This is a genomic window from Devosia limi DSM 17137 (assembly GCF_900128975.1).
GTDB classification, from domain to species: Bacteria; Pseudomonadota; Alphaproteobacteria; order Rhizobiales; family Devosiaceae; genus Devosia; species Devosia limi.
Map to the genome: position 1 here is coordinate 89,070 of NZ_FQVC01000012.1, position 23,803 is coordinate 112,872.

The window sequence follows — 23,803 nt, forward strand, 5'->3', positions numbered from 1 at the left end:
GGGTTAGGTCTTAGCGCCTGCGGTCATAGACCAGGGCAATCTCGCCCTGCGTGCCGGCCTCGAAATGCGTCAATGCCCATTGCGATGTTGGCAGGCCGTCCTCGAAAATTCGCTGTCCGCCACCGGCAATTTCGGGGCAGATCATCAGATAGAGCCGGTCGATCATGTCCGCCGCCAGCAGCGGTCTGATGATGCTGGCGCTGCTATTGATCAGGATGTCCCCGCTGCCGCTGGCCCTGAGCGCGCCAATGACCTCGGCCGCCGGCGCATTGACCAGCCGCGTCCGCTCCTGCGGCGGCGTGGTCAGCGTCGAGGAGAACACCACTTTCTGCGTTTCGGTCAGCCATTTGGCATAGGCCCGGTCACGCGGATCGGCGGTCTCGTCATTGGCCACGGTCGGCCAATATCCCAGGAACCCCTCGGCATTGACGCGCCCCAGCACGGCCATGGTCGCGGTCTCCCAGATGCGCCCCAGATGATTGCGCGCCACATCGGTGATCGCATAGGGAATGATCGCCCCCATATCGAATGGCCCCTTCGGGCCGCTATAGCGCCCATCAAGCGTCAGGCTGATATTGGCAGTCACCTTGCGGTTGGTCACTGTGATGCTCCTGTGTTCTGGAAGGTGGCGATGGCGCCGGTGAGCTGATCGAGGACCTGGCCCCAGCCGGTTTCGATGCCGGCGATATAGGGCAGGGCAGCGACGCTGGTTTCGGTGATGCGCAGGCCAAGCTGCAACGTGGTGCCACCCGCGACGGCGGCGAGGCGCAGGTCATAATGACCGGTAAAAAATATCGCCCCGGCCGCGTCCAGCACCGACAGGCCAAAGACCAAATGGTCCGGCGCTTCGGCGGCCTCGACCCGTCCTTCCGAGCGATAGCGCCCTTCGGCATCGCGATATTCGAGTACGGCCCGGCCACCCGGCCGGGGCTCCAGCTCGCATTCGGTGACCGTCATCGAGGGCGGCGCCCACCAGCTGGCCAGCCGTTCGGCATCCACCCAATGCTGCCAGACCAGTTCAGGCGGTGCGTCCAGCCGGCGTTCGAACACGAAGCTGCGGCCATCGGCCCAGCGTTCGCCGTCCGCCTTGGCCCGGTCAGCCTCGATGGCGGCGCGGTAGCGCATCACCACGTCGATTTCGCCGCCATGGATTTCCGCCACCGCCACCAATTCCCCCAGGCGCTGCTGTACCGCCAGCAACGGCCCGGTGGTCATCGCGTAAACCCGCCGCTGTCCCAGCGGGACCATGGTGACGAGGCCGGCCTTGCCAAGGGTCTGCAGGTGTTTGGTGGTTTGCGGCTGGCGCGCGCCGGTCAGCTCGGCGAGCTCCCCGACCGAGCGCGGCCGCTCCGCCAGAAGTTCCAGAATGCGCCAGCGTGCGCTGTCGGCCAAGGCAGCTAAAATCATGTCCATGCCTAAATATTCACAAAAAGGAATATTCTAGTCAAGGAATATTTCTGATGGCCGCCGGGTTCAGCTTTTTATTGACCGCAGCGCCCGCTTGCTGATCCGCGCCGTGGCATCCACCGGCGATTGTGCCAGCCATCGCGCGCACAATGCCTGCACCCAGTCCGGCTGGTCCTTGCTGGCATCGTTCAGCCAATTGCCGACGGAGAGCTGGACATAGGTTGCCGGGTCGGCCCGCAGCGGCTCCAATATCGGCAGTGCCAGGTCCGGCTGCTGCTTCAGCGCCGCGATATGGGCGCACCAGACCCCGCGCGGCCGCAGGGCCTCGCTGGCAAAGCGCCGCACCCGCTCCGATGCATCGTCCGTCCAGCCGGCCAGTTGCGCGATTGCCGGCTCCAGCTCCGCCACCAGATGCGGCCGCACTGCCATCCAGGCCCATTCGCGCACGCCGAAATGGCTGTCATCGGCCAGCGGTCGGATCAGGTCCAGCCGCTCCTCCAGCCCCAGATCGGTCCGCGCCCCGATCACAAAGCAGGCCCAGCCGCGCACGGTGTCCGAGCCATGCGCCTGCAATGCGCCTGCCATGTCCGGCCCCCGTTCCAGGATCAGCTGCCCCGCCAGCGCCATGCGCTTGGAAATGCCGCTCCCCGCTGCCGCCGCCATGCTGTGCACCGCTGCGCTGCCCATGTCAGGCAGGGCCTGCTGCATCAGTGCCGCAAAATCGACGGCGAGGCATTCGGTCAGCGTCGCCGCCTCAACCAGCCCGGCATTGAGCCGCTCCAACTGGCCCGGATCGATATCAGCCACGCCCTTGCTCACGCCGAAACGCCCAGCTTGCCCCGCACGCGTGCCAGCAAGCCGCTCAGCACCTGCCGCTCTTCGGCGGTGAAATCCTCGAACAAATGCGCAATCCAGCGCGTATGCGCGTCAAACAATGCCGCCGCCGCAGCTTCCCCCTTGGCCGTCAGCACGATACGGCTTTTGCGCCGGTCGCTCTCATGGGGCTGTCGGAGCAGATAGTCATCGCGTTCCAGCCCATCGAGCAGCCCGGTCACCGTCGCCCGGGTGACGCCGGCCCGCTCGGCCAACTCGTGCGGCGACAGCCCGTCCTGGCGTTCCCGCAACAGGAACAGCAGCACGAACTTGCCCTCGGACAGCTGGTAGGGCGCCAGCCTGGCGGCGCAGTCCCGGTCAATGGCGGCAGCCAGGGCCAGCACTTCAAAGCAGGCCCGCAGATTGTCCGCTTGCCCGGTGCCGCGCCGCTCGGCTTCCGCGATCAGGGCAGAATGCTTATGGTCGATTGTTATCATAAGGCGGCTAATAATATGGCGCCGTATGAAATGCAAGCGCCCGTTTCGTCACGGACCTCGGCGGCCTTCGGCATTGCCAGGCGCCTGGGGGGCGTGGCCTTGAACAAAGCTGCGGGTGTGCTGCTCGAGGAAGTCCTGGATCGCCATGGGGTAGGTCCGATGTCCGCCCAGCGCCTGCTGATGGAGATGAACGACCAGGAGGGGAGAAAGCAGTTCAATCGCGGCAAAGCGGGCATTGCAGCGCCGCATGGCTCCGGCATCCATATGGGCCTCGAGACGCGAGGCTATGGCGCCCAGAACCGGTTCGAGGTGGTGGCCGAGATAGGCGTCGCCGATTTGCCGGTCGGCAAAGCCTTCGGCCAGGCCGATGACCTGAAGCGGCAGCACGCCATGCTCGAAGCCGCGCGATATCATGGTGGCAAGCGCGCTGATGGAAGCCTGAAATTCGCCTGATGGCGTACTGGCCATCACCAGATAGGGCGCGCCTTCCTGCTCGGCATGCCGCATGATGGCGGCAATCAATTCGCCCCGGCTCGAAAAGTAGTGGTTCATCGTTGAAACGGAAACCTTGCAGGCCGCTGCCAGATCGCGCCAGCTCGCACCGCGTCCCGCAGGCGCGGACAGATGCCCGCGTGCCAGTGCCATCAAGGCCTGCCGTCGCGCCTCATAGTCCCGATCTCGGCTGCCTTTGGGGCGGGGCATGGCTATTTTGCAATCCGTGACTGTTCTGCCAATCCAAAACGTTCTTACACCCGTATTGGATTTCGTATATCAATCGAGACAGAAAAATGGCCGGCGTCACAAATCCACAAAAGGCTCCTCGGACCAGGCGGCGCTGGTCATGGTGGCTGATCCTGTCTGGCCTGGCGGTGCTGGCCGGTGCCACCTATGCCTCTCTTGAGCGCCCATGGGAGCCCAAACCAACACGGGTAGCGGTCGAGATTGTGTCCGCCGATCCCTTTGCGCAGGTGCTGGCCGTCAATGGCCGTGTGGTGGCGCGCGACACGGTCACGGTGCGCGCTGCGGTCTCCGCGCAGGCACGCGATGTTCTGGTTGACGAGGGGGACAGCGTTGCGGCGGGCGACACGCTGATCCAGCTCGATGCCACCCAACCCAGGACCCTGGTGGATCAGGCGCGTGCCGCGCTCGACGCCGGCCTTGTCAGCCAGGCTCAGGCCCAGGCGAATGCAGATCGCGCCAACGCCTTGGGCGAGAACGCTGCCCGATCGACACGAGAGGACGCCGCTCTGGCCGTTCTGTCGGCCGCCAACGAGGTCGCCCGGTTGCAGGCGGCGCTGGAGCAGGCGCGCAACCAGCTGGCGCAATACACGATCGTCGCGCCATTGAGCGGGGTTGTGCTCGACCGCAAGGTCGACAGGGGCCAGCTCGTCGATCCGCAATCCGAGCTCCTTACCATTGCCAATCTCGATGACCTTCTGGTCGCGACGGACGTGGACGAGCTCTATTCCTCGCGCATCCGCAATGGCCTCAAGGCCCTGCTGAAGCCGGTCGGCGACACGGTGCCGCAGCATGGCAGCGTGGTGTTTGCCTCACCCTCTATCGATCCCGCCACCGGCGGTCGTGCCATCAAGATCGCCTTCGACGAGGCCGTCGATCTCCCGGTGGGGCTGACCATCAACGCCAATATCATCATCGCCGAGACAGACGCCGCGCTCACCGTCCCGCGCGGCGCCATCATCACCCAAGGCACTGACAGCCACGTCCTCGTGCTCGACGATGGCCGGGCGGCGGTGCGGCCGATCGAGTTTTCCGATTGGCCGGCCCCGCGGGTTATCGTGACGCAGGGGCTCAGTGCGGGGGACGTGGTCATTGTCGACCCAACCGCCATCGCGGCCGGCCAAAGCGTCGAGGCGGAGTAGCACCATGCTCTATGGCTTCAAGATCGCGCTGCGCTATCTCACCGCCAGCAAGACCCAGACAGGCCTGTTGATCGCCGGCGTTGGCGTCGGCGTCTTTGTGTTTGTTTTTATGAGCGCCCTGATCGGCGGTCTGGCCGTCTTCCTGGTGCAGCGCACCGTTGGCAACATCGCCCATGTGACGATCGAAGAGCCGGCGCGCGATCCTATCTCGCTGCTCCCCCAAAGCGCGGGCGCCCTGGTGGTTGAACAGCGGGCGACCAGCCAGCGCACGCAATTGCGCACTGCCGATGCGTTCCTGCCCCTGATCGATGCCATGCCCGGCGTCGCGGCCACGTCGCCGCAGATCGTGGGCAACGGCTTTCTTGTGCGGGGCCTGATCACCGCGCCGGTTGGGGTCACCGGCGTGGAGACGGCCAAGGTCTCCGCCATCGCCGATATCGGCAAGGCATTGGTCGATGGCTCCACCGACCTGGGCAATGCCAGCATCATCATCGGCAGCACCCTGGCGGGCGATCTGGGCATCGGCGTCGGTCAGGTGGTGCGGCTGCAGTCTGACCGCGGCGTGGAACGCTCGCTGGTGGTCAGTGGCATCTTTGAGCTTGGCGTTGACGCCCTGGATGCCCGCGCGGCCTTTGTCAGCCTGTCTTCCGCCCGCACGCTGTTCGACCTTCCGCAGGGGATTTCGCGCATCGAGGTCAAGCTCGACGACCTCAACCAGGCCGAAGCCTATGCCGCCCGCATCGCAGCCGAAACCGGGCTCGAGGCAACGCCATGGACGGCGGGTAATGCGCAACTGCTTGATGGCCTGCGCGCACAGGCCAGTTCGGGCAACCTGATCAAGGCCTTCGCGCTCGTCACCATCATTATCGGCGTGGCCAGCGCCCTCCTGCTGTCGACCTACCGGCGTCGCCCCGAGATCGGTATCATGCGGGCCATGGGAGCCGGGCGCGGTTTCGTCATTTTCGTCTTCGTCACCCAGGGCGCGCTGATCGGCATCCTTGGCGGACTGATCGGGGCAGGAATTGGCTATGCTGCACTCTCGCCCTTTCCCGTGCCGGAACTGGCGCCGCCGGGCGGGCTGCCCGTCGATGTGCGCCAGGGTGCTTACGGCCTGGCGATCAGCCTGACCGCCATTGGCGCGATCCTGGCCTCGATCCTGCCGGCGCGCGCTGCCGCTCGTGTCGATCCGGTCTCGGTGATCGGCCAATGAGTACCCTTCTCGAGGTTCGCAACCTGGTAAAGACCTATGGCGAGGGCGAGGGAGAGGCCGAAACCCGCGTTCTGAAGGGGCTGAACCTCACGCTTGCCACCGGTGAGCTGTCCGCCCTCCTTGGCCCGTCCGGGTCGGGCAAGAGTACCTTGCTGAGCATCCTGGGCACCCTGATGCAGCCGACCTCCGGCGAACACGTCATGCTGGGCCAGGACCTGACGCGGGCCGGCGACCGCGACCTGACGGAGTTCCGCAATCGCCATATCGGCTTCGTCTTCCAGTTTCATCACCTGCTGCCCGATTTCACCGCGCTGGAAAATGTCATCTTTCCGGCGGCAGTGCAGGCCGGGCGCGAAACGGCAGCGGCACGCGCGCGCGGCCGCGAACTGCTGGTCCGGGTGGGGCTCGAAAGTCGGATGGACTTTCTGGCGACCAAGCTGTCCGGCGGACAGAAGCAGAGGGTGGCCATTGCCCGGGCCCTGATGAATCAGCCAGAGCTTGTTCTGGCGGACGAGCCGACAGGCAATCTCGATCGCGCGTCCGCGACGCAGGTCATGGCGCTGATCGCCGAGATCAATCAGAACGAAAAGACCACGTTTCTGATTTCCACCCATGACGAGAAGATCGCGGAAACCTGCCGCCGCCGTATTCGCGTCGCGGACGGCAAGGCAGAGTAGGGGGCGCCCGGTCCGGCTCGTCACGGCTATAGTCAGAATTCCCAATAGCTGCCGGTCACGTCATGCCGTCACTATGAGAAGCCGACATGGTGACCTCACAACACGCGGGCAATACCGATGAACATGCGAACCGGACTGGTCACCACATTTCTTGTTGCCGCCGCTGCGGCCATGCACCTTAGCCCGGCCAGCGCCGCGCAAACCATCGAATACACGGCGCAGGACCTCAAGGTGGATACCGCAATTGCGGTCTATTTCGCGGAAGGGAATGGGCGGTCGCAGCCATACTATTTCTCGTTGAACGGCGCACTGACCCAGATGGTGATGTGCAAAGCCACGTTTGACTCGCAGAAGAGCCGAATTCTGACGGCTTTGCGCTCGCACCCCGATTTCAAGGGGCGCACGCCGGTCGCCGCAGCATGCGCGCGAACCAACCAGACGCCGCTGCGCCCATCTGCCCGCTAGATCGCGCCACTGGCGGTGCGGCAATGGCTGGCCCCATGCGGCCATAGCGATGTGTCCATCGTCAAACCGGTTGGGGGATGCATGAGACGATTTGCGCTGATGCTCGTACTGGCGCCGCTGACGGTCGCGCCGGCGGTGGGCGAGTCTTTGCTTTCTCCACTGAGCCCCCCTGGTTGGTCAGACCTTGATTCCGCCGCCGCGGCGGTAGGTTTCTGGGTCAATGGTGATCGACTGTGCCAGATCCCCTATGATCCGGTGGCGCTGGAGGCGCTGATCCAGCAAACCGCGGCGCTCTGGGGTGTCTCTGTGGCGGCCGTAAAGCGGGACGCGCCAAAATGGGGAGATCGCTTTGCCCCGAACGTCACGCGCGACACCTGCCGGAAAGCACGGCAGCAGGCCAAGCGGCTTGGCATCTTATAGGCGCGGCAGCGGCTATCATCTTTAACGCCAATCCAGACCATCGCCGCGGATGCCCAATTGCGGTCTGGACGACCTTCACCTGTGAGCGCCCCAGGCAATAGGCCGCGGCTCATGCCAATATCCGCTCACGCCGGGACGGACCTGGCCTCCCACACCCGCACTATTCTTCATGTGCCGTCCCGCGCTTGGGCCGCTCGCGCGGAGCAATGGGCGTGCGGCATGCGCAGCCGGCATTCGACTGCGGGCGTGGTGATCCCCGACCACGCGCCACGCCGTTTCTGCAAACGGAATGCAATTGCAAATGTCTTCTTGCGAATGATTTGCAATTGCACTATCTATGTCGGGCCGCAGTCCTGGAGTATTCAATGCATCGTCGTGTTCTTGCCGTCCTCTCGCTTGCCGCTGCCGTCCTGTTTGCTGCACCCGCCCATGCTCAGGATGCTGCGCCGCACCGCCTCAAGGCCGTCACCACCTTCACCATCCTGGCCGACATGGCCCGCAATGTGGCTGGCGATGCCGCCGATATCGTCTCCATCACCAAGCCCGGCGCCGAGATTCACAATTACCAGCCCACCCCCGGCGATCTGATCGCCGCCCAGGATGCCGATGTGATCCTGTGGAACGGCCTCAATCTCGAACAATGGTTCGAGCAGTTCCTCTCCAATCTGTCCGATGTGCCCAGCGTCGTGCTGACCGATGGCATCGACCCGATGGGCATTGGCGAAGGGCCCTATGAAGGCAAGCCCAATCCTCATGCCTGGATGTCGCCCGCCGGCGGGCTGATCTATGTCGAAAATATCCGCAAGGCCTTTGTCGAATTCGATCCGGCCAATGCCGCGACCTACAATGCCAATGCCGCAGCCTATGCCGCCGAGATCCAGGCCACGGTCGCGCCCATCCATGCCGCGCTCGACGCTATTCCCGCCGAGCGCCGCTGGCTGGTAACGAGCGAGGGCGCATTCTCCTACCTGGCCCGCGATTTCGGCCTCAAGGAGCTCTATCTCTGGCCGATCAATGCCGACCAGCAGGGTACGCCCCAGCAGGTGCGCCGCCTCATCGACGCCGTTCGTGAAAATGCCATCCCGGCCATCTTCTCGGAATCCACCATCTCAGCCAAGCCTGCCCAGCAGGTGGCGCGCGAAACCGGCGCGGCATATGGTGGCGTACTCTATGTGGACTCGCTGTCGGAGGCCGATGGCCCGGTGCCGACCTATCTCGACCTGCTGGCTGTCACCACCTCCACCATTGTCGAAGGACTGACCCCGTGAACCAGCCGATGTCCGCAGGCCTTGCCGTCAACGACATCACCGTCGCCTATCGCAATGGCCACACGGCGCTGCGCCATGCCAGTTTCTCCATCCCGCGCGGCACCATTACCGCGCTGGTCGGGGTCAATGGCTCGGGCAAATCCACCCTGTTCAAGGCCATCATGGGCTTCGTGCCGCTGGCGGCAGGTGGGGTGGAAATCCTCGGTCTTGCCGGCAAGGCGGCGCTCAAGCGCAATCTCGTCGCCTACGTGCCGCAATCGGAAGATGTCGACTGGAACTTCCCGGTGCTGGTCGAGGACGTGGTGATGATGGGCCGCTATGGCCACATGAACATGTTGCGCATCCCCAAAAAGAGCGACCATGACATGGTCACCTCGGCCCTCCAGCGGGTCAGCATGCTGGATTTCCGCAAGCGCCAGATCGGCGAACTCTCGGGCGGCCAGAAGAAACGCGTCTTCCTCGCCCGCGCCCTGGCTCAGGAAGGGCAGGTGATCCTGCTCGACGAGCCGTTTACCGGCGTCGACGTCACCACCGAGGAGGCCATCATCGCCCTGCTTGCCGCGCTGCGCGACGAGGGCAAGGTCATGCTGGTCTCCACCCACAATCTGGGCTCGGTCCCCGAATTCTGCGACCGCACCGTGCTGGTCAAGGCCGGCACCGTCCTCGCCCATGGCCCGACCGCCGAAATCTTCACCCGTGAAAACCTCGAGGACACCTTTGGCGGTGCGCTGCGCCACTTCGTTCTCGCCGGCGCGGGCCTGCATGCCGACAATGATCCGCGCCAGGTCTCGGTGCTGACCGATGACGAGCGGCCGCTGGTCTTCTACGGCGAGGCCGGCAACATGGAACCCCAGCAATCGGGCCGGTCCGAGCCATGATCGACCTCCTGCTCGAGCCGTTCGGCTATGGCTACATGGTCAATGCCATCTGGGTTTCGGCCCTGGTCGGCGGCGTCTGCGCTTTTCTCAGCGCCTATCTGATGCTCAAGGGCTGGTCGCTGATCGGCGACGCGCTCTCCCATTCCATCGTCCCCGGCGTCGCCGGCGCCTATATGCTGGGCCTGCCCTTTTCGCTCGGCGCCTTCTTTTCCGGGGGCCTTGCCGCTGCCGCCATGCTCTTCCTCACCCAGCGCACCAAGCTCAAGGAAGATGCCATTATCGGGCTGATCTTCACCGCCTTTTTCGGGCTCGGCCTGTTCATGGTCTCGATCTCGCCCACCTCGGTCAACATCCAGACCATCGTGCTCGGCAATATCCTGGCGGTCACGCCCGAAGATACGCTGCAACTGGTCATCATCGCGGTGGTGTCGCTCGCCGTCATGCTGGTGCTGTGGAAGGATCTGATGGTCACCTTCTTCGATGAAAGCCATGCCCGCTCCATCGGCCTCAACCCGCCGGTGCTCAAGGTGATCTTCTTTACCCTGCTCAGCGCCTGCACTGTCGCCGCCATGCAGACCGTCGGCGCCTTCCTCGTCATTGCCATGGTCGTCACCCCCGGCGCCACCGCCTACCTGTTGACCGACCGGTTTCCGCGCCTGCTGCTTATCGCCATCCTGGTCGGCGCGCTTTCAAGCCTGTTCGGCGCCTATCTCAGCTTCTTCCTTGATGGTGCTACCGGCGGCGTCATCGTCGTGCTGCAAACCAGCGTCTTCCTCCTCGCCTTCTTCTTCGCCCCCAAGCACGGCATGCTTGCCGCCCGCCGCCGCGTCGCGGCGCAAACCAGCGGGGAGACCAAGCGATGAACGATTTGCTCACCTACGCGCTCTGGCCGTTCCAGTTCCCCTTCATGACCCAGGCCATGCTGATCGCCGTGCTGGTGGCGGTGCCAACGGCGCTACTCAGCTGCTTTCTGGTGCTCAAGGGCTGGTCGCTGATGGGTGACGCCATCTCCCATGCGGTGCTGCCCGGCGTGGTGCTGGCCTATATCGTTGGCCTGCCGCTCGGTGTCGGCGCCTTCGCCGCCGGCATGGGCTGCGCGCTGCTCACCGGCTTCCTCAAGGAAAACAGCCGCATCAAGGAAGATACGGTGATGGGCGTGGTGTTCTCGGGCCTGTTCGGTCTGGGCATCGTGCTCTACACCTCGATCCAGACCGATGTGCATCTCGATCACATCCTGTTCGGCGATATCCTGGGCGTCAGCACCGGCGATATCATCCAGACCGGCACTATTGCCATCGTCGTCACCGTCATCGTCCTCGCCAAATGGCGCGATCTCTTGCTGTTCACCTTTGATCCGCAACAGGCCGGCGCCATCGGCCTGCCGGTGCGCCTGCTGCATTACGGCCTTCTGGCGCTGCTCTCGCTGACCATCGTCGCCGCGCTGACTGCCGTCGGCATCGTGCTGGTCATCGCCCTGCTGGTCGCCCCCGGCGCCATCGCCTTCCTCATCTCCAAGCGCTTCGCCCCGATGATGCTGATCGCCACCGCTATTTCGGTGATCTGCTCGCTGGTCGGCATCTATGCCAGCTTCTTCATCGACTCCGCCCCCGCGCCCACCATCGTCCTGCTGATGAGCGCCACCTTCATCGTGACCTTCATCATCACCACCCGCCGCCCCGCCGCCGCACTCTCGCCCGCCTGACCCCACCCTTGATCCCTCCCCCTTGCGGGGAGGGATCAAGGGTGGGGTGCGGCTGGCCCGACTTCGGTGGCGGAAACTCCATGCTACCCCCATCACCGCGCTGCCCTCGGGCCTGACCCGTGGGCCACTCAGTGATCTTTCCTCTCTCTACCTCCCCGGAGTCATTCCCGCGCAGGCGGGAATCCATTCTTGAATGGGCGCCGGGAGGAAGAATAGATTCCCGCCTGCGCGGGAATGACCCGGTGTGATGATGCACGTTGCGGCTCCCAATTCCCCACACCCACCGCGCTGCCCACGCACGTGACCCGTGGGCCACTCCCCGCAAGCACTCCATTCCGTGCGAACCAGCGCGACCCGTCGTGTCACTCCCGCATCCCATAGAGCGCCGGCATCAGCGCCACGCTGCCCACAAACCGCGCCCAGCTCTTGCTCTCCGGCCGCGTCCAGCCCGTCTCGGCAATGGCCGACAGCCGCGGATAGACCAGCCGGTCGAACACCGCCCGCTCGGTCATCGGCTCGCTCCAGATCGCGCCCTGCACGCCCTTGAAATGCGCCCGCTCCGCCGCGTTCCACCCGGCATCGGGCACAAACGCATAGGTCATTTCAAGGCTGGACCAGCCCGCCCAGGCCGCGCCCGGCTCGAACCAGTCCGGCCCATTGGCCATGTCGAGATAATAGCGCTGCGCCGGCGACACCACGACATCATAGCCTTCGCCGGCCAGCCGCTGATTGGCCTCCACATTGCGCCAGCCCACCAGATAGCAATTCGCCTTGTCGATGCCGCCGCCTTCCGATGCCTCTTCCCAGGCCCCGGTGATCTTGCCCTTTTGGGTCAAAAACGCCTGCACCTTCTGCAGGAAATAGGCCTGCAGGTTCCGCGCCTCGCTGCCCCCAACCCGGCTCATCAGCCCCTGCGCCTGGGGTGAGCTGTCCCAGGCATCATGCGGCACCTCATCGGCGCCCACATGAAACCAGGGCGAGGGAAACAGTTCGATCAGCTCGGCAAAGATGGTTTCCACCACCTCGTAAACCCGGTCCAACGCCGGATTGAGGCTGTTATTGTCAAAGAACTGAATGGAGAAATACTGCCCGTTCTCGCCCTGGTCGCGCAGCGTCGAGACGGTCTGGATCAGCGCATAGCAATGCCCCGGCACGTCGATCTCGGGCACGACTTCGATCCCCAGCGATCCCGCCAGCGCCACCAGTTCGCGCACCACGGCCTTGCTGTAAAAGCCGCCACTCCGCTCCGGCCCCGAACCCAAAAGCGGCGGAATGCTCATCCCATGCCCGCGCCACGCCGCCTTGCTGGTCAGCTCCGGATAGGCGTCGATTTCCACCCGCCAGCTCTCGTCATCGCTCAAATGCCAGTGCAGCCGGTTGAGCTTGTTCCAGGCCATGGTGCGCAGGAATTGCGCCACTTCCCCGCTGGCATAAAACTGCCGCGCCACGTCGAAATGGCAGCCCCGCCATTCCATCCCCGGCGCATCGCTGATGCTGCCACCGGTGGGAAAGGTAAAGCTCTGCGGATAAAGCCGCGCCCCACGCAGCATCTGGCCCAGCGTGATCAGCCCATAGAGCAGCCCCGTCCGCCCATTGGCCCGCACACTGGCGCTCCCCGCCGCAAAACTGATGGCATAGGCCTCCGCGCCGAGGCTGGCATCGACAGCCAGCGCCACCGGATAGCCACCTTCCTCGGCACTGCGCACCAGTGCCTCGCCGGGAAACAAATGCCCCACCAGATCGGCAAAACCAGCCGCCGCCGCTTGCCCCTCGGCCTCGCCAGCGCTCAGCGTCAGCCCCGATGGCGCGGTGCGATTGCCCTTGGCCGCGACGTCATTGGGCCAGGGAATAACAGCATAGGGCGCCACACCCGGCTCGGCGACCGGATGCCGGATCACCCCGCGCTTGGGCGGCGTCGTCGCCCCGGCATTGGTGGCAGGCTTGGTCAGCACCGCCTGCGCCTGGCCATCGCTGGTGATCAGCATGGCGGTAAAGGCCCCATCGGTCCAATGCCGCGCCGGAAAGGCCAGCGTCAGGCTCGCGGTCCAGCTCGCCCCCGGCGCCAGCACAAAACCGGCCTCCGGCGCGATCTCGCAATAATTCGACAGCTTGGTGACGACGCTGCAGCCCTGATGCGGCCCCTCCGCCACCACCAGCGCCGGCCCCGACATCCCCAGTCGAAACCCGCTCAGCGGTGCCGCGCTCCTATTGTGCAGCACGATCGTATAGCGCGCCGCGCCCGCCAGATCGGCCGGCATCCACTCGCTCTCCACCACATAACAATACCAATCCGATGCCATTGTAAGACCACTCCCTTTGGCTGGACCCTAATCGGATTTTCCATGCCCCGCAACGGGATGGCATTGGCGGTTTTGCTCCGGGACCTCCCCAGCCACGGCGTCATCCCGGCGACAGCCGGGATCCAGTTTTCTCGCTATCAAAGCTGTGGCGGATCTCCGCTTTATCCCCGCCCCATCACCCCGGTCCTAAACTCACCCCAACGCATTGGGAGATTGCCATGGACCAGACCGCCCGCCTCAGCCTGCCCTTCATCATGAGCCAGCAGGCCCAGAAACACGTGACCCATAACGAGGCCCTGCAGGCGCTCGATGCGCTGGTTCAGCCGGTGGTCGATGCCCGCGATCTCACGGTTCCGCCCGCCAGCCCGGTGCTGGGCGAGGCCCATATCGTCGCCCCCGGCGCGACCGGCGCCTGGGCCGGCCACAGCAACAAGATCGCCGCCTTCCAGTCCGGCGCCTGGCTGTTTTACGATCCCGCCCCCGGCTGGCAGGTCTGGGTCAGGGCCGAACAGGCCCTTCTGGCCTTCCACGCTGGCGCCTGGCATGCCTTGGCCTCCATCGGTCCCGCTGGGGTGCCCGGTATCGGCATCAACACCGCAGCCGACGCCACCAATCGCCTCGCCGTCGCGGCGGCAGCAACGTTGTTCACCCATGCCGGCAATGGCCATCAACTCAAGCTCAACAAGGCAGGCTCAGCCGATACGGCCAGCCTGCTGTTTCAGGCCAATTGGTCCGGCCGCGCCGAAATGGGGCTGATGGGGGACAATAATTGGCGGCTCAAGGTCAGCCCCGACGGCGCCACCTGGCTCAACGCCATCACCATCGACAGTGCCTCCGGCACGCTCACCGCCGCCGCCGCGATCCGCCCGACGACCGATAATGCCGCCACGCTCGGCGCCAGCGGCGCCCGCTGGTCCTCGCTCTGGTCGGCCACCGGCACCATCCAGACCTCCGATGCCAGGCAGAAAACCGACATCGCCCCCACCGATCTCGGCCTCGATTTCATCCTGGCCCTCAATCCGGTGCGCTATCGCTGGCTGGTGGGCGGCAATGATCCCGAGCCCCGCCCCGGCCGCCGCACGCATTACGGCCTCCTCGCCCAGGACGTCGCCGCAACGCTCGCCCAGCTCAACTGTCCCGATTTTGCCGGTCATATCCTCGCCGACCCCGCCGATCCCGAGAGTGAACAAGGCCTCCGCTACGACGCCTTCCTCGCCCCCCTCATGGCCGCCGTTCAAACGCTTGCCGCTCGGGTGGAGGCGCTGGAGCAGGGGGGCGACTGCTGGAGCAGCGGGGCAAGCAAGGCCTGGCTCTGACACCCATTCCCACCCCATCCACCGCGCTGCCCGCGGACTTGATCCGCGGGTCCCTCTCCCCACGGCACGCGCTCTGAGGGACCCCGGGTCAAGCCCGGGGACAGCCCAGTGGAGCGTTCGTGCGGCTTACATCCGAGTCATTCTCGCGCCGGCGGTAATCTCCTGCTCCACTCGCCACAGCCTAAACCTTCAGCCCCCGGATCAGCGCCCGGATCGCCTTGCGGTAATCCCCCAATTCCTCGGCCTCCGCCAGCGCCGCCCGGTCAAACAGCGCGTTGAGCAGATGCGCCAGCGGCACCACGGGTAGCTCGCGGATCGCCTTGGCCTCCATCGCCGCGCCCACCCCCTCGATCAGCGTGCGCAAGCCATGCCGCCCGTCGATTGCGTCCAGTTCCGCCCGCCCCAGCACCGCAGGCGCATCGATCAGCAGGATCCGCCGGCGCCCCTCATCTTGCATGGCGGACAGGAACGCATCGCCCCCCGCCAGCAGCGCCTTGACCGGGCCCGTCTCGTCGTCGCCCGCCGTGGCGCTATTGATCGCCATGGCCAGCAGCGCATGCTCTTCTTCCACCACGGCCCGGAACAAGGCCGCCTTGTCGGCGAAATGGTGATAGAGCGCGCCGCGTGTCACCCCCGCCGCTGCGACGATCTCCGGCGTGCCCGTTTCGGCATAGCCCTTGTCGGCAAACAGCTGTCGCGCCACCGCAATCAGCATCTGCCGCGTTGCCGCCGCCTTGCCACTCAGCATTCGATCCGCGCCTTGCATACATGCAGCCTGTATGTTATCAAAAAGATACATGCAGCATGTACTTTGTGCTGCCAATTCGCAAGGAGCCAATATGAAGATCACCGGAGATTACCCGCTCCTGCTGGTGCGCGATGTCGCCCCGGCCGCTGCTTTCTATGAACGTCATCTGGGTTTCCAGCGCCTGTTCGACAGCGATTGGTATGTGCAGCTGCGCTCTTCCAATAACGCCGCCACCGAACTGGCGCTGATTGTCTATGACCATGAAACCATCCCGGAAAGCGGCCGCACCCCGACGACGGGCCTGCTGCTGAGCTTTGAGGTCGAGGACGCCGCTGCCGAATATGCTGCAGCCCAGGCGTCCGGCCTCTCCATCCTGCAGCCGCTGCGCGACGAGCCCTTCGGTCAGCGCCATTTCATCATGGCCGATCCCAATGGCGTGCTGCTCGACATCATCACCCCGATCGAGCCGGATGCTGAATGGCTGGCCCAGCAGGGCGCCTGAAATCGGCAGCGGGGGGCTGGCATCTGCAACGCCTCTCCCCGATCCCGCCATCGTCGCTCCTCGCTGCGGGCAAATGGACCATCCGGAGAAGCTTCACCCCAAAACCCTACCAGCGCGATGTCAGGGCGGCGGCGCTCTCGGGATCAAAATGCAGCGTCACCAGAGTGTCGCGACCGGCCTGATGCACATCATCGACATATTGCCGCTGCAGCAGCGTCACCGTCTTTTCCGGATCGTCGCTGCCCATATAGAGATAATCAAAACAGTTGAGCACCTCGGCGCTTTGCGGCCCGGCAATCTCGGCCTTCAGCGCCGCCAGTTCCCGTCCGCCGATCATGCTGCCGTCGGCCCGTCTTGTCGCCCGCACCGATGGCACCCAGTCGGCGCCGGTTTCGCAGATGAACCGCCCATCGCGAAAATCACCGCGATCGACAAAGGCGATATCGACCGCCTCGTCCCAGGCATTGCCGATCTCGAAGCTGGCGCCGGTATCGCTGACCTCGAGATAGACATCCCACCAGGCACAGCTCCCGGCATCTTCAAGATAGCACCAGCGCTCGCTATGGCGCATCAGCGTGCCCACATCGGCAATGCGCATCGGCTTGCTGGCCTTGTAGCCTTCGATCACGCCCTGCACCGGCGCTTCAAAGGCCAGGGCGGGCGTCACCAGCGTGAGGAGTGTCGTGGTCATGGCAAGGAGCAGTTTCATCAGCAATCTCCGGCGCGGCGCTAAAACCTCATCCTAGCCGGGTTGACAGCGATATCCAAATGTAACAAATAAAGTTACATGAAACGCTCCAGTCGCCTCTCCATCGCCCTGCACGCTCTGGTCCACCTTGCAGCCCAGCCCGATGCAGCCCAGACCTCCACCACGCTCTCGGTGTGCCTGATGACCAATCCGGTTGTCGTCCGCCGCGTCATGGGCGAATTGCGCGAGGCCGGCCTTGTCGCCTCCACCAAAGGCCATAATGGCGGCTGGCGCCTGCTGCGTCCGGTCGCCGAAATCACCTTGTTCGACGTTTATGCCGCTCTGGGCGAAAGCCTGTTGCTGCGCACCGAAAGCGATCCGGGCGATCAGACCTGCATGATCGTTCGAAGTGTCGATCAGCTGATGGGCGATTTCCTCACCGATGCCGAAGCGCTGCTGGCGGCCCGGCTCAAGCGCGTCTCGCTGGCCGAGATCGCGGCTGCCGCAGCATTGAAGCCCCATTCCAAGATTGGAGTTCCATCCCATGGATGATGTCATCATCGTCGGCGGCAGTTTTGCCGGCCTCACCGCCGCCATGCAGCTGGGCCGCGCCCGCCGCAAGGTTACCCTGCTCGATAGCGGCCTGCCGCGCAATCGCTTCGCCGCCCATTCCCATGGCGTGCTCGGCCATGACGGCAAGGCGCCGGGCGATATTCTGGCCGCCGGCCGCGCCGAACTTGCCGCCTATCCCAGCGTCCGCATCATCAATGCCAAGGCTGCCGCTGCCGGCGGCGCCATGGATGATTTCAGCATCACCAGCGACGATGGCGAAACCCTGCGCGCCCGCCGCCTGGTGCTGAGCTATGGCATCACCGACCAGTTCCCGGACCTGCCCGGCTTTGCCGAAAGCTGGGGCAAGTCGGTGCTGCATTGTCCCTATTGCCATGGCTTTGAAGTGGGCGATCAGCGCCTCGGCCTGCTCTATGTCGCGGAATTCTCGCTGCATATGGCCAGCCTCCTGCTCGATTGGAGCCGCGATCTGACCCTCTTTGCCGATGGCAAGGATATTCCAGCCGAAGACCGCGACCGCCTCGCGGCGCGGGGCGTCACCATCGTCGATCCCAAGGTGACCGCACTGGAAAACCAGGCCGGCCAGCTCAGCGCCATTGCGCTCGCCGATGGCCGCTCGGTCGGGCTCGATGCTCTCTTCGCCCATCCGCGCAATGCGCCGGCCTGCACTCTGCACGCCCAGCTCGGCGTCGACATGGTCGAAACCCCGCTCGGCCTGGCGACAAAGCTGCTCGAACGCCAAGCCACCAGCGTGCCCGGCATTTATGCCGGCGGCGATCTGGCGTCAGGCATGCACAGCGTGCCGCTCGCTTTGTCCAGCGGCTCCATCGCCGGCGTCGCCGCCCACCAATCCATGCTGGCCTGACGTCTGCCCCTCGCCCCTTTGGGAGGTGTTGGGAGGAGCGCTGGGGTGAGGGAACCATCGCTGCGTCGTGTGCTTAATGCGTAAAGAGCCCTCCACCCCCACCGCGCTGCCCATGGGCTTGACCCGTGGGCCACTCTCCCCCGGCAGGCGCTCAGAGTGATCCCCGGGTCAAGCCCGGGGACAGCCCGGTGAAGTTAACGACATGCGGGCACCAACCGTAAACCCGGGGCGCCTTCTCCTTCCACCAGCCAACAAAAAAAGGGCGGGCACTCGGCCCACCCCTCGCTTACGTCACGCCCAAAAAACCCTAGCGCAGCCAGCCGCGCGGGCTGGGATGCAGTTCCATCTGCCCGCCCTTGGTCGCCTCGTCGATAGCAGCGATTTCTTCGGCGCTCAGGCTCAGATTGTTCAGCACGCCCAGATTGTCCTTGAGCTGCTCGATGGTGCGCACGCCCACCAGTGCCGAGGTCATTTCCGGCCGCCGCAGCGCCCAGCTCAGCGCCAGCTGCACCATGGATTGCCCGCGCGACTTGGCGATCACCCCGAGCTTGTCGACGGCGTCGAGCACCCGCGGCTCGATATGGCTGGCCCGCAGCGACCCATTGGGGTTCTCGCCGCGCGTGCCTTCCACCTGCCCGCTATTATACTTGCCCGACAGCACCCCCTGCGCCAGCGGCGAAAAGGCGATCATGCCGATACCCAGTTCGCCACAGGCATCGATAGTGCCGTCATTCTCGATCCAGCGATTGATCACCGAATAGCTCGGCTGGTGGATGGTGGTGGCCACCCCCATTTCCTTGAGGATGCGATAGGCCTCGCGCGTCTCCGCCTGGGGATAGCTCGAAATCCCCACATAGAGCGCCTTGCCGGCGCGCACCGCCTGGGCCAGCGCGCCCATGGTTTCCTCCAGCGGCGTCTTGGGATCGTAGCGGTGCGAATAGAAAATATCGACATAGTCCAGCCCCAGCCGCTTCAGCGACTGGTCGAGGCTGGCGGTCAGGTATTTACGGCTGCCGAATTCGCCATAGGGGCCCGGCCACATATTGTAGCCCGCCTTGGTGGAAACGATCATCTCGTCGCGATAGGGGCGGAAATCGCGGGCCATCACCTGCCCGAACAATTCTTCCGACGAGCCGGGAGGCGGCCCGTAATTATTGGCCAGGTCGAAATGGGTGATCCCGGCATCGAAGGCATGGCCGAGGATTTCCATGGCGCCGGGATAGTCGCGGGTGCCGCCGAAATTCTGCCACAGCCCCAGGCTGATCACCGGCAATTGCAGCCCGGATTTGCCCGAATGGCGGTATTGCATGCTGTCATAGCGCGCCGGATCGGCCCGATAGGTCATGATCATCTCCCGAACATTTGCGATTTGTCCCGGTCCACGGCGCTTGGCGCACAGGCGGGGCGGATGGTATGAGCGGGCGCAGAAAGCTGTAGCAATGTGCCCACCGGAAATCGATATGACCAATCTGCCCCAAGCCGATGTTCCATACAAGGTCATGGCGATCTACAAATTTGCCGATCTGCCCGATGCCCCGGCGCTGCAGCCGCTGCTGGCCACATTCTGCTGCGCCCACGATATCCGCGGCACGCTGATCCTCGCCCCCGAAGGCATTAACGGCACCGTCGCCGGCACCGCGGACGCAATCGACGCGCTCGAAACCTATCTCCTCACCGGTCCCGATTTCGCCGGACGCCTCGCCGGCGCCGAGATCAAGTTCTCCCACGCCTCCGCCATGCCGTTCCTGCGCATGAAGGTACGCCTCAAGTCCGAGATCGTCACCCTGCGTGCCCCCGAGGCCAATCCGGCCAGGCTGGTGGGCACCTATGTCGAGCCCGAAGACTGGAACGCCCTGATCGATCGCAATGATGTGGTGCTGGTCGATACCCGCAATGATTACGAGGTGGGCCTGGGCACCTTTGCCCGCGCGCTCGATCCGGCCACCCAGAGCTTTACCGAGTTCAAGGACTACGTCGCCGAAAACCTCGATCCCGCCCGCGACAAGAAGGTGGCCATGTTCTGCACCGGCGGCATCCGCTGCGAAAAGGCCTCGTCCTATCTCTTGAGCCAGGGCTTTGAAGAAGTGTTCCACCTCAAGGGCGGGATTCTCAAATATCTCGAACAGGTCCCCGAGGCGGACAGCCGCTTTGCCGGCGAATGCTTCGTGTTTGACGAGCGCGTCTCAGTCGGCCATGGCCTTGTCGAGGGCGACGCCACCCTCTGCCGCGCCTGCCGCCACCCGCTGACCGCAGCCGATCGCGCCGATCCGGCCTATCACGAAGGCATTGCCTGCCCCCATTGCGTCGGCGACACCGCCAAGCACGCCGCCGCCACCGAGCGCCAGCGCCAGATGGATCTCGCCAAATCCCGCGGCCTCGCCCATCTCGGCGATGACGCCGCCCGCCTCGCCGCCGAAGCCAAGGCCAGAAAACGCCAGATCGCCGAGGAATCGCGGGCCCGCAATCAGTCAAGCTGATCGGCTGGGTCATCCTCCACCCACCGGGTCATTCCGGCGCAGGCCGGAATCCATGCTGAAAGCCTCCCGCCATCACCACGCCCACCGGCATGAACCCGGCCTCCCCCGGGATGGACCCCGCGATAGAGCCTCCACCCTTTTCCATCACCCATGCCAATGCTAGGCTGAAAATACCCCGCAATTTGCCCAGCGTCATAAGCAATCCCGATGGACCTCGATCAGCTCCGCACCTTTGATCGCATCGTGCGCGACCAGAGCTTCACCAGGGCGGCCGCCTATCTCAACATCACCCAGGCCACCGCTTCCATGCGCATCCGCGCGCTGGAGCAATTGCTGGGCGTCACCCTGTTCGTGCGCGGCCGCACCGTCACCCTCACCGATCAGGGCATGACCTTCCTGCCCTTTGCCCGCCGCATCATCGGCACGGCGCAGGAGGCCCGCGAAGCCCTGCGCCGGGTCGAGCGCGGCCGCATTGCCATCGGCTCGCTCCGCAGCCTCGTCTCGCCACTGATCACCGAGAGCCTCCTGCGCTTTCAGGAAAAATATCCCGGCGTCGACGTGGTGGTGAATGAGGGCCGCCAGAGCCAGATCGCCGCCATGCTGCATGAGCGCGAAGTGGAAATGGGCATCCTGTGCTGGCCCAATCTCGATCCACTGATCGTCGATCTCGTGCCGCTGATGATCATGCGCGAGCGCGTGCCGCTGGTCGTCGCCCCCGAAATCGCCGCCCGCCTGCCGGCCCGGCCCAGCATCGAGGAGGTGCTCGAACTGGTGCCCCGCGTCATCTCGCTGCGCTGGTGGCAGGCCGAACCCGAAACCGCCGCCGCCCTGGTGCGCATGGCCAAGACCAGTGTCGATCTGCCCACCGGCCCCGCCCGCCGCCTCGCCCTCAAGGGGCAAGGCCTGGGCTTTTTCGTCGCCTCGGCCATTGCCGATGACGTCGCCGCCGGCCGCCTCGTTGAAATCGCACCCACCGATTTCGAGCCTTTGCACCGCGACACCGCCATGGTCGTCCGCAGCCTCGCCGCGCTGGAGCGCGACATGCTCGCCGACTTCATCGCCGAAATCGCCGTCGAATGCGCCAAGATCGGCGTCATTCTCGACAACCGCCTCGAGGCCCTAAGGCCGAAGGTGGCCTAGTCCATCACATTGGTCGTTGCCCTTTCACCGGGTCATTCCCGCGCAGGCGGGAATCCATTCGTCTCGAGCACAGCACCCAAGAATGGATTCCCGCCTGCGCGGGAATGACTCCGTGTCTAAGGACTGCGCCGGGCGTGCGGAAACGCCCTACGCATTCCCGATCAAAATCCCCGCGGCAAATACCAGCGATCCGCCCAGCACCACCTGCATCACCGCGCGCCAGAACGGGGTCTGCATATAGCGGTTCTGAATAAAGGCGATGGCCCACAATTCGATCAGCACCACGACGATGGCGACGGCGGTGGCGGTGAAAAAGTCGGTGATCAGATAGGGCAGGGCGTGTCCCAGCCCGCCCAGCGCCGTCATGATGCCGGCCGAGAACCCGCGTTTGACCGGCGATCCCCGCCCGGTCAGCTTGCCGTCATCGGAGGCCGCCTCGGTAAAGCCCATGGAAATGCCGGCGCCCACTGCTGCGGCGAGGCCAACCAGAAAGGTCTGCCAGGTATCGCCGGTGGCAAAGGCTGCTGCAAAGACCGGCGCCAGCGTCGACACCGAGCCATCCATCAGCCCGGCCAGCCCCGGCTGCACATAGGTCAGCACAAACTGGCGGTGCTGCTCGCCCTTTTCGGTCTCGCGCCCATCGGCGCCCAGCGCGGTCGCATCGATCTTGTCGGCTGCGGCGGCATGCTTGCGCTCCTCCGCCGCCAGATCCCCCAACAGCTTGCGGATGCCGGCATCGGTGGTCTGCTTGGCCGCCTCCGTATAGAAGTGATAGGCGCCTTCCTCCATTTCCCAAACCTGCTGGCGCACATTTTCCAGCGACAGGTTCTTCATCAGCCAGATTGGCTTGCGCGCCAGAAATCCGCGCACATGCTCGCGCCGGATCGGCACCAGCCGCGGCCCGAAGCGCTCCACATAGAGGTCGAGCAGGCGCCGCCGATGCTCGTCTTCCTCCGCCGCCATCCCCTCGAACAACGCCGCCGATCCCGGATAGGCCTCGGCCAGCCGGCTGGCAAATTCGGAATAGATCCGCCCATCCTCTTCTTCCGCCGCCACCGCCAGCGACAGGATCTCGCGCTCGCTCAACGACCCAAACTCGCGCTTGGTCGGCGCCAAAAACCGGGACAGCATGCTTTGCCTCATAGATTAGAATTGTTCTAAACAATGATTAGAACGGTTCTAAACTGATAGCAAGAGGGCGTGGGGATGAGGAGGGCGTTGGGGTGGTCAGATTGCGGGCGGATGGAGGCGATAAGGATAGTGAGGAGGGCGCGGCGACGCCATCCTCGCCCCACCCACCGCGCTGCCCACGGGCTTGACCCGTGGGTCCCTCTCGTCATCCACTGGGCTCATGGCTGCATGGGTCTACATCATGGCAAATCGCCCCTTCGGCACGATTTATGTCGGCGCCACCAGCAACCTCATCCGCCGGGTCTACGAACATCGCAACGATCTGGTTCCCAGCTTCACCCGGGAGCATCAGTTGCATCTGTTGGTCTACTTCGAGCAGCACCAGGACATTCATCGCGCCATGCAGCGCGAGCACAATATCAAGCACTGGTCACGGACGTGGAAGGATCAACTCATCGAGGCAGGCAATCCTGAATGGGATGACCTCTACCTGTCTATCGCACCCGGCTGATAACGACCCACGGGTCAAGCAACCGTGGGCATCATGGATTGAATGCGGGGTCAGATCTGGCGATGGCATTGAGGATTGTTATGAGTTTGCGGACGGTAGCGATCATGGCGAGCTTGAAGGGTTTTCCGCGCGCCCGGAGCCTTTGGTAGAAGCTGCCGAGCACGGGATCCTTGACCTTGATGGCGCTGAGCACAGCCATGTAGGCGATGTCGCGCAGGTGCTTTCGGCCGCCACTGCATCGCCCATTGCGATCGGAAGCGCCGGACTGGCGCGCATAGGGGGCCACGCCCAGAAGGGCCGCAGCGACCTTGGCGGAGACCTTTCCAAGCTCGGGCATG

At 64.6% G+C, this 23,803-nt stretch carries 27 protein-coding genes; 16 read left to right on the plus strand and 11 right to left on the minus strand.

The features are described from left to right. Nucleotides 1–10 precede the first annotated feature (10 nt). Genes BUA69_RS16890 through BUA69_RS16910 form a run of 5 tightly spaced genes read right to left on the minus strand, consistent with a single transcriptional unit; the run spans nt 11 to nt 3,362 of the window. Nucleotides 11–601 (minus strand): dihydrofolate reductase family protein, encoded by a 591-nt coding sequence (locus BUA69_RS16890; RefSeq protein WP_046137026.1) that lies wholly within the window; start codon nt 599–601, stop codon nt 11–13. Then, a complete protein-coding gene (locus BUA69_RS16895) occupies nt 598–1,413 on the minus strand; it encodes a metalloregulator ArsR/SmtB family transcription factor (RefSeq protein ID WP_046137025.1) in 816 nt (271 codons plus the stop codon). The genes BUA69_RS16890 and BUA69_RS16895 overlap by 4 nt, the downstream gene beginning before the upstream one ends. A 60-nt stretch (nt 1,414–1,473) precedes the next feature. Next, nucleotides 1,474–2,214, minus strand: coding sequence for a DNA alkylation repair protein (locus BUA69_RS16900; RefSeq protein ID WP_244468824.1), 741 nt, complete (start codon nt 2,212–2,214; stop codon nt 1,474–1,476). 8 nt (nt 2,215–2,222) lie between these two features. After that, nucleotides 2,223–2,717: a MarR family winged helix-turn-helix transcriptional regulator gene (locus tag BUA69_RS16905; RefSeq protein ID WP_046137023.1), complete on the minus strand. Its 495-nt coding sequence runs from the start codon at nt 2,715–2,717 to the stop codon at nt 2,223–2,225. A 48-nt stretch (nt 2,718–2,765) separates the two neighbouring features. Beyond that, nucleotides 2,766–3,362 (minus strand): TetR/AcrR family transcriptional regulator, encoded by a 597-nt coding sequence (locus BUA69_RS16910; protein ID WP_046137022.1) that lies wholly within the window; start codon nt 3,360–3,362, stop codon nt 2,766–2,768. Nucleotides 3,363–3,505: 143 nt separating this feature from the next. Between BUA69_RS16910 and BUA69_RS16915 the strand changes: the two genes are divergently transcribed. The 9 genes from BUA69_RS16915 to BUA69_RS16955 all read left to right on the plus strand — a co-directional run bounded on the left by BUA69_RS16915 (nt 3,506) and on the right by BUA69_RS16955 (nt 11,217). After that, the gene (locus BUA69_RS16915) at nt 3,506–4,597 is read left to right on the plus strand and encodes an efflux RND transporter periplasmic adaptor subunit (RefSeq protein ID WP_082093990.1); all 1,092 of its coding nucleotides are present in this window, start codon (nt 3,506–3,508) and stop codon (nt 4,595–4,597) included. A 4-nt stretch (nt 4,598–4,601) separates the two neighbouring features. After that, nucleotides 4,602–5,807, plus strand: a complete 1,206-nt coding sequence (locus BUA69_RS16920) for an ABC transporter permease (protein ID WP_046137021.1) — start codon at nt 4,602–4,604, stop codon at nt 5,805–5,807. Then, a complete protein-coding gene (locus BUA69_RS16925; RefSeq protein WP_046137020.1) occupies nt 5,804–6,484 on the plus strand; it encodes an ABC transporter ATP-binding protein in 681 nt (226 codons plus the stop codon). Before BUA69_RS16920 ends, BUA69_RS16925 begins: the two co-directional genes overlap by 4 nt. A 117-nt stretch (nt 6,485–6,601) precedes the next feature. Next, nucleotides 6,602–6,949 carry a hypothetical protein gene (locus tag BUA69_RS16930; protein WP_046137019.1) on the plus strand — a complete coding sequence of 116 codons (348 nt, stop codon included), beginning with the start codon at nt 6,602–6,604 and terminating at the stop codon, nt 6,947–6,949. Between the two features lie 81 nt (nt 6,950–7,030). Continuing rightward, nucleotides 7,031–7,369, plus strand: coding sequence for a hypothetical protein (locus tag BUA69_RS16935; RefSeq protein WP_143154562.1), 339 nt, complete (start codon nt 7,031–7,033; stop codon nt 7,367–7,369). A 365-nt stretch (nt 7,370–7,734) separates the two neighbouring features. Next, nucleotides 7,735–8,637, plus strand: coding sequence for a metal ABC transporter substrate-binding protein (locus tag BUA69_RS16940; protein ID WP_046137017.1), 903 nt, complete (start codon nt 7,735–7,737; stop codon nt 8,635–8,637). An 8-nt stretch (nt 8,638–8,645) separates the two neighbouring features. Further along, nucleotides 8,646–9,515, plus strand: coding sequence for a manganese/iron ABC transporter ATP-binding protein (locus BUA69_RS16945; RefSeq protein WP_046137016.1), 870 nt, complete (start codon nt 8,646–8,648; stop codon nt 9,513–9,515). Then, on the plus strand, nt 9,512–10,378 hold the full coding sequence (locus BUA69_RS16950; protein ID WP_046137015.1) for a metal ABC transporter permease: 867 nt from the start codon (nt 9,512–9,514) through the stop codon (nt 10,376–10,378). The genes BUA69_RS16945 and BUA69_RS16950 overlap by 4 nt, the downstream gene beginning before the upstream one ends. Then, a complete protein-coding gene (locus BUA69_RS16955) occupies nt 10,375–11,217 on the plus strand; it encodes a metal ABC transporter permease (protein WP_072866605.1) in 843 nt (280 codons plus the stop codon). The genes BUA69_RS16950 and BUA69_RS16955 overlap by 4 nt, the downstream gene beginning before the upstream one ends. 362 nt (nt 11,218–11,579) lie before the next feature. On the opposite strand, the gene BUA69_RS16960 is transcribed toward BUA69_RS16955, so the two are convergent. Further along, complete coding sequence (locus tag BUA69_RS16960; RefSeq protein WP_052950368.1) at nt 11,580–13,517, minus strand: beta-N-acetylhexosaminidase; 1,938 nt, start codon at nt 13,515–13,517, stop codon at nt 11,580–11,582. Between the two features lie 218 nt (nt 13,518–13,735). Here BUA69_RS16960 and BUA69_RS16965 point away from each other — a divergent pair, with 218 nt between their 5' ends. Further along, on the plus strand, nt 13,736–14,833 hold the full coding sequence (locus tag BUA69_RS16965) for a DUF2793 domain-containing protein (protein ID WP_052950369.1): 1,098 nt from the start codon (nt 13,736–13,738) through the stop codon (nt 14,831–14,833). Nucleotides 14,834–15,014: 181 nt separating this feature from the next. Here BUA69_RS16965 and BUA69_RS16970 read toward each other — a convergent pair whose 3' ends face one another. Next, the gene (locus tag BUA69_RS16970; RefSeq protein WP_244468689.1) at nt 15,015–15,581 is read right to left on the minus strand and encodes a TetR/AcrR family transcriptional regulator; all 567 of its coding nucleotides are present in this window, start codon (nt 15,579–15,581) and stop codon (nt 15,015–15,017) included. A gap of 91 nt (nt 15,582–15,672) precedes the next feature. Here BUA69_RS16970 and BUA69_RS16975 point away from each other — a divergent pair, with 91 nt between their 5' ends. Then, the gene (locus BUA69_RS16975) at nt 15,673–16,083 is read left to right on the plus strand and encodes a VOC family protein (RefSeq protein ID WP_046133899.1); all 411 of its coding nucleotides are present in this window, start codon (nt 15,673–15,675) and stop codon (nt 16,081–16,083) included. A gap of 106 nt (nt 16,084–16,189) precedes the next feature. On the opposite strand, the gene BUA69_RS16980 is transcribed toward BUA69_RS16975, so the two are convergent. Then, nucleotides 16,190–16,792, minus strand: coding sequence for a hypothetical protein (locus BUA69_RS16980; protein ID WP_046133900.1), 603 nt, complete (start codon nt 16,790–16,792; stop codon nt 16,190–16,192). Between the two features lie 78 nt (nt 16,793–16,870). Here BUA69_RS16980 and BUA69_RS16985 point away from each other — a divergent pair, with 78 nt between their 5' ends. Both BUA69_RS16985 and BUA69_RS16990 read left to right on the plus strand, forming a co-directional pair. Continuing rightward, complete coding sequence (locus BUA69_RS16985; RefSeq protein ID WP_046133901.1) at nt 16,871–17,323, plus strand: Rrf2 family transcriptional regulator; 453 nt, start codon at nt 16,871–16,873, stop codon at nt 17,321–17,323. Continuing rightward, nucleotides 17,316–18,206: an NAD(P)/FAD-dependent oxidoreductase gene (locus BUA69_RS16990; RefSeq protein ID WP_046133902.1), complete on the plus strand. Its 891-nt coding sequence runs from the start codon at nt 17,316–17,318 to the stop codon at nt 18,204–18,206. Before BUA69_RS16985 ends, BUA69_RS16990 begins: the two co-directional genes overlap by 8 nt. 307 nt (nt 18,207–18,513) lie before the next feature. Here BUA69_RS16990 and BUA69_RS16995 read toward each other — a convergent pair whose 3' ends face one another. Then, nucleotides 18,514–19,551: an aldo/keto reductase gene (locus tag BUA69_RS16995; RefSeq protein ID WP_046133903.1), complete on the minus strand. Its 1,038-nt coding sequence runs from the start codon at nt 19,549–19,551 to the stop codon at nt 18,514–18,516. Nucleotides 19,552–19,666: 115 nt separating this feature from the next. Between BUA69_RS16995 and trhO the strand changes: the two genes are divergently transcribed. Both trhO and BUA69_RS17005 read left to right on the plus strand, forming a co-directional pair. After that, nucleotides 19,667–20,683, plus strand: coding sequence for an oxygen-dependent tRNA uridine(34) hydroxylase TrhO (trhO, locus tag BUA69_RS17000; RefSeq protein WP_046133904.1), 1,017 nt, complete (start codon nt 19,667–19,669; stop codon nt 20,681–20,683). A gap of 207 nt (nt 20,684–20,890) precedes the next feature. Continuing rightward, a complete protein-coding gene (locus BUA69_RS17005) occupies nt 20,891–21,823 on the plus strand; it encodes a LysR family transcriptional regulator (RefSeq protein WP_046133905.1) in 933 nt (310 codons plus the stop codon). 147 nt (nt 21,824–21,970) lie between these two features. Here the strand turns inward: BUA69_RS17005 and mbfA are convergent, their stop codons facing one another. Continuing rightward, nucleotides 21,971–22,954, minus strand: coding sequence for an iron exporter MbfA (gene mbfA, locus BUA69_RS17010; protein ID WP_046133906.1), 984 nt, complete (start codon nt 22,952–22,954; stop codon nt 21,971–21,973). A 220-nt stretch (nt 22,955–23,174) separates the two neighbouring features. Here mbfA and BUA69_RS17015 point away from each other — a divergent pair, with 220 nt between their 5' ends. Further along, nucleotides 23,175–23,465, plus strand: a complete 291-nt coding sequence (locus tag BUA69_RS17015) for a GIY-YIG nuclease family protein (RefSeq protein WP_046133907.1) — start codon at nt 23,175–23,177, stop codon at nt 23,463–23,465. A 31-nt stretch (nt 23,466–23,496) separates the two neighbouring features. Here the strand turns inward: BUA69_RS17015 and BUA69_RS17020 are convergent. Further along, the coding region (locus BUA69_RS17020; protein WP_072866513.1) for a transposase at nt 23,497–23,803 on the minus strand (307 nt) is incomplete at its 5' end.

What these genes read in the sequence shown, in the direction of transcription:
- BUA69_RS16895 (WP_046137025.1), bottom strand. Translation starts at nt 1,413, where the DNA reads ATGGACATGATTTTAGCTGCCTTGGCCGACAGCGCACGCTGGCGCATT.
- BUA69_RS16905 (WP_046137023.1), bottom strand. Translation starts at nt 2,717, where the DNA reads ATGATAACAATCGACCATAAGCATTCTGCCCTGATCGCGGAAGCCGAG.
- BUA69_RS16910 (WP_046137022.1), bottom strand. Translation starts at nt 3,362, where the DNA reads ATGGCACTGGCACGCGGGCATCTGTCCGCGCCTGCGGGACGCGGTGCG.
- BUA69_RS16915 (WP_082093990.1), top strand. Translation starts at nt 3,506, where the DNA reads ATGGCCGGCGTCACAAATCCACAAAAGGCTCCTCGGACCAGGCGGCGC.
- BUA69_RS16920 (WP_046137021.1), top strand. Translation starts at nt 4,602, where the DNA reads ATGCTCTATGGCTTCAAGATCGCGCTGCGCTATCTCACCGCCAGCAAG.
- BUA69_RS16925 (WP_046137020.1), top strand. Translation starts at nt 5,804, where the DNA reads ATGAGTACCCTTCTCGAGGTTCGCAACCTGGTAAAGACCTATGGCGAG.
- BUA69_RS16930 (WP_046137019.1), top strand. Translation starts at nt 6,602, where the DNA reads ATGAACATGCGAACCGGACTGGTCACCACATTTCTTGTTGCCGCCGCT.
- BUA69_RS16935 (WP_143154562.1), top strand. Translation starts at nt 7,031, where the DNA reads ATGAGACGATTTGCGCTGATGCTCGTACTGGCGCCGCTGACGGTCGCG.
- BUA69_RS16940 (WP_046137017.1), top strand. Translation starts at nt 7,735, where the DNA reads ATGCATCGTCGTGTTCTTGCCGTCCTCTCGCTTGCCGCTGCCGTCCTG.
- BUA69_RS16945 (WP_046137016.1), top strand. Translation starts at nt 8,646, where the DNA reads ATGTCCGCAGGCCTTGCCGTCAACGACATCACCGTCGCCTATCGCAAT.
- BUA69_RS16950 (WP_046137015.1), top strand. Translation starts at nt 9,512, where the DNA reads ATGATCGACCTCCTGCTCGAGCCGTTCGGCTATGGCTACATGGTCAAT.
- BUA69_RS16955 (WP_072866605.1), top strand. Translation starts at nt 10,375, where the DNA reads ATGAACGATTTGCTCACCTACGCGCTCTGGCCGTTCCAGTTCCCCTTC.
- BUA69_RS16960 (WP_052950368.1), bottom strand. Translation starts at nt 13,517, where the DNA reads ATGGCATCGGATTGGTATTGTTATGTGGTGGAGAGCGAGTGGATGCCG.
- BUA69_RS16965 (WP_052950369.1), top strand. Translation starts at nt 13,736, where the DNA reads ATGGACCAGACCGCCCGCCTCAGCCTGCCCTTCATCATGAGCCAGCAG.
- BUA69_RS16970 (WP_244468689.1), bottom strand. Translation starts at nt 15,581, where the DNA reads ATGCTGAGTGGCAAGGCGGCGGCAACGCGGCAGATGCTGATTGCGGTG.
- BUA69_RS16975 (WP_046133899.1), top strand. Translation starts at nt 15,673, where the DNA reads ATGAAGATCACCGGAGATTACCCGCTCCTGCTGGTGCGCGATGTCGCC.
- BUA69_RS16980 (WP_046133900.1), bottom strand. Translation starts at nt 16,792, where the DNA reads ATGAAACTGCTCCTTGCCATGACCACGACACTCCTCACGCTGGTGACG.
- BUA69_RS16985 (WP_046133901.1), top strand. Translation starts at nt 16,871, where the DNA reads ATGAAACGCTCCAGTCGCCTCTCCATCGCCCTGCACGCTCTGGTCCAC.
- BUA69_RS16990 (WP_046133902.1), top strand. Translation starts at nt 17,316, where the DNA reads ATGGATGATGTCATCATCGTCGGCGGCAGTTTTGCCGGCCTCACCGCC.
- BUA69_RS16995 (WP_046133903.1), bottom strand. Translation starts at nt 19,551, where the DNA reads ATGACCTATCGGGCCGATCCGGCGCGCTATGACAGCATGCAATACCGC.
- trhO (WP_046133904.1), top strand. Translation starts at nt 19,667, where the DNA reads ATGACCAATCTGCCCCAAGCCGATGTTCCATACAAGGTCATGGCGATC.
- BUA69_RS17005 (WP_046133905.1), top strand. Translation starts at nt 20,891, where the DNA reads ATGGACCTCGATCAGCTCCGCACCTTTGATCGCATCGTGCGCGACCAG.
- mbfA (WP_046133906.1), bottom strand. Translation starts at nt 22,954, where the DNA reads ATGCTGTCCCGGTTTTTGGCGCCGACCAAGCGCGAGTTTGGGTCGTTG.
- BUA69_RS17015 (WP_046133907.1), top strand. Translation starts at nt 23,175, where the DNA reads ATGGCTGCATGGGTCTACATCATGGCAAATCGCCCCTTCGGCACGATT.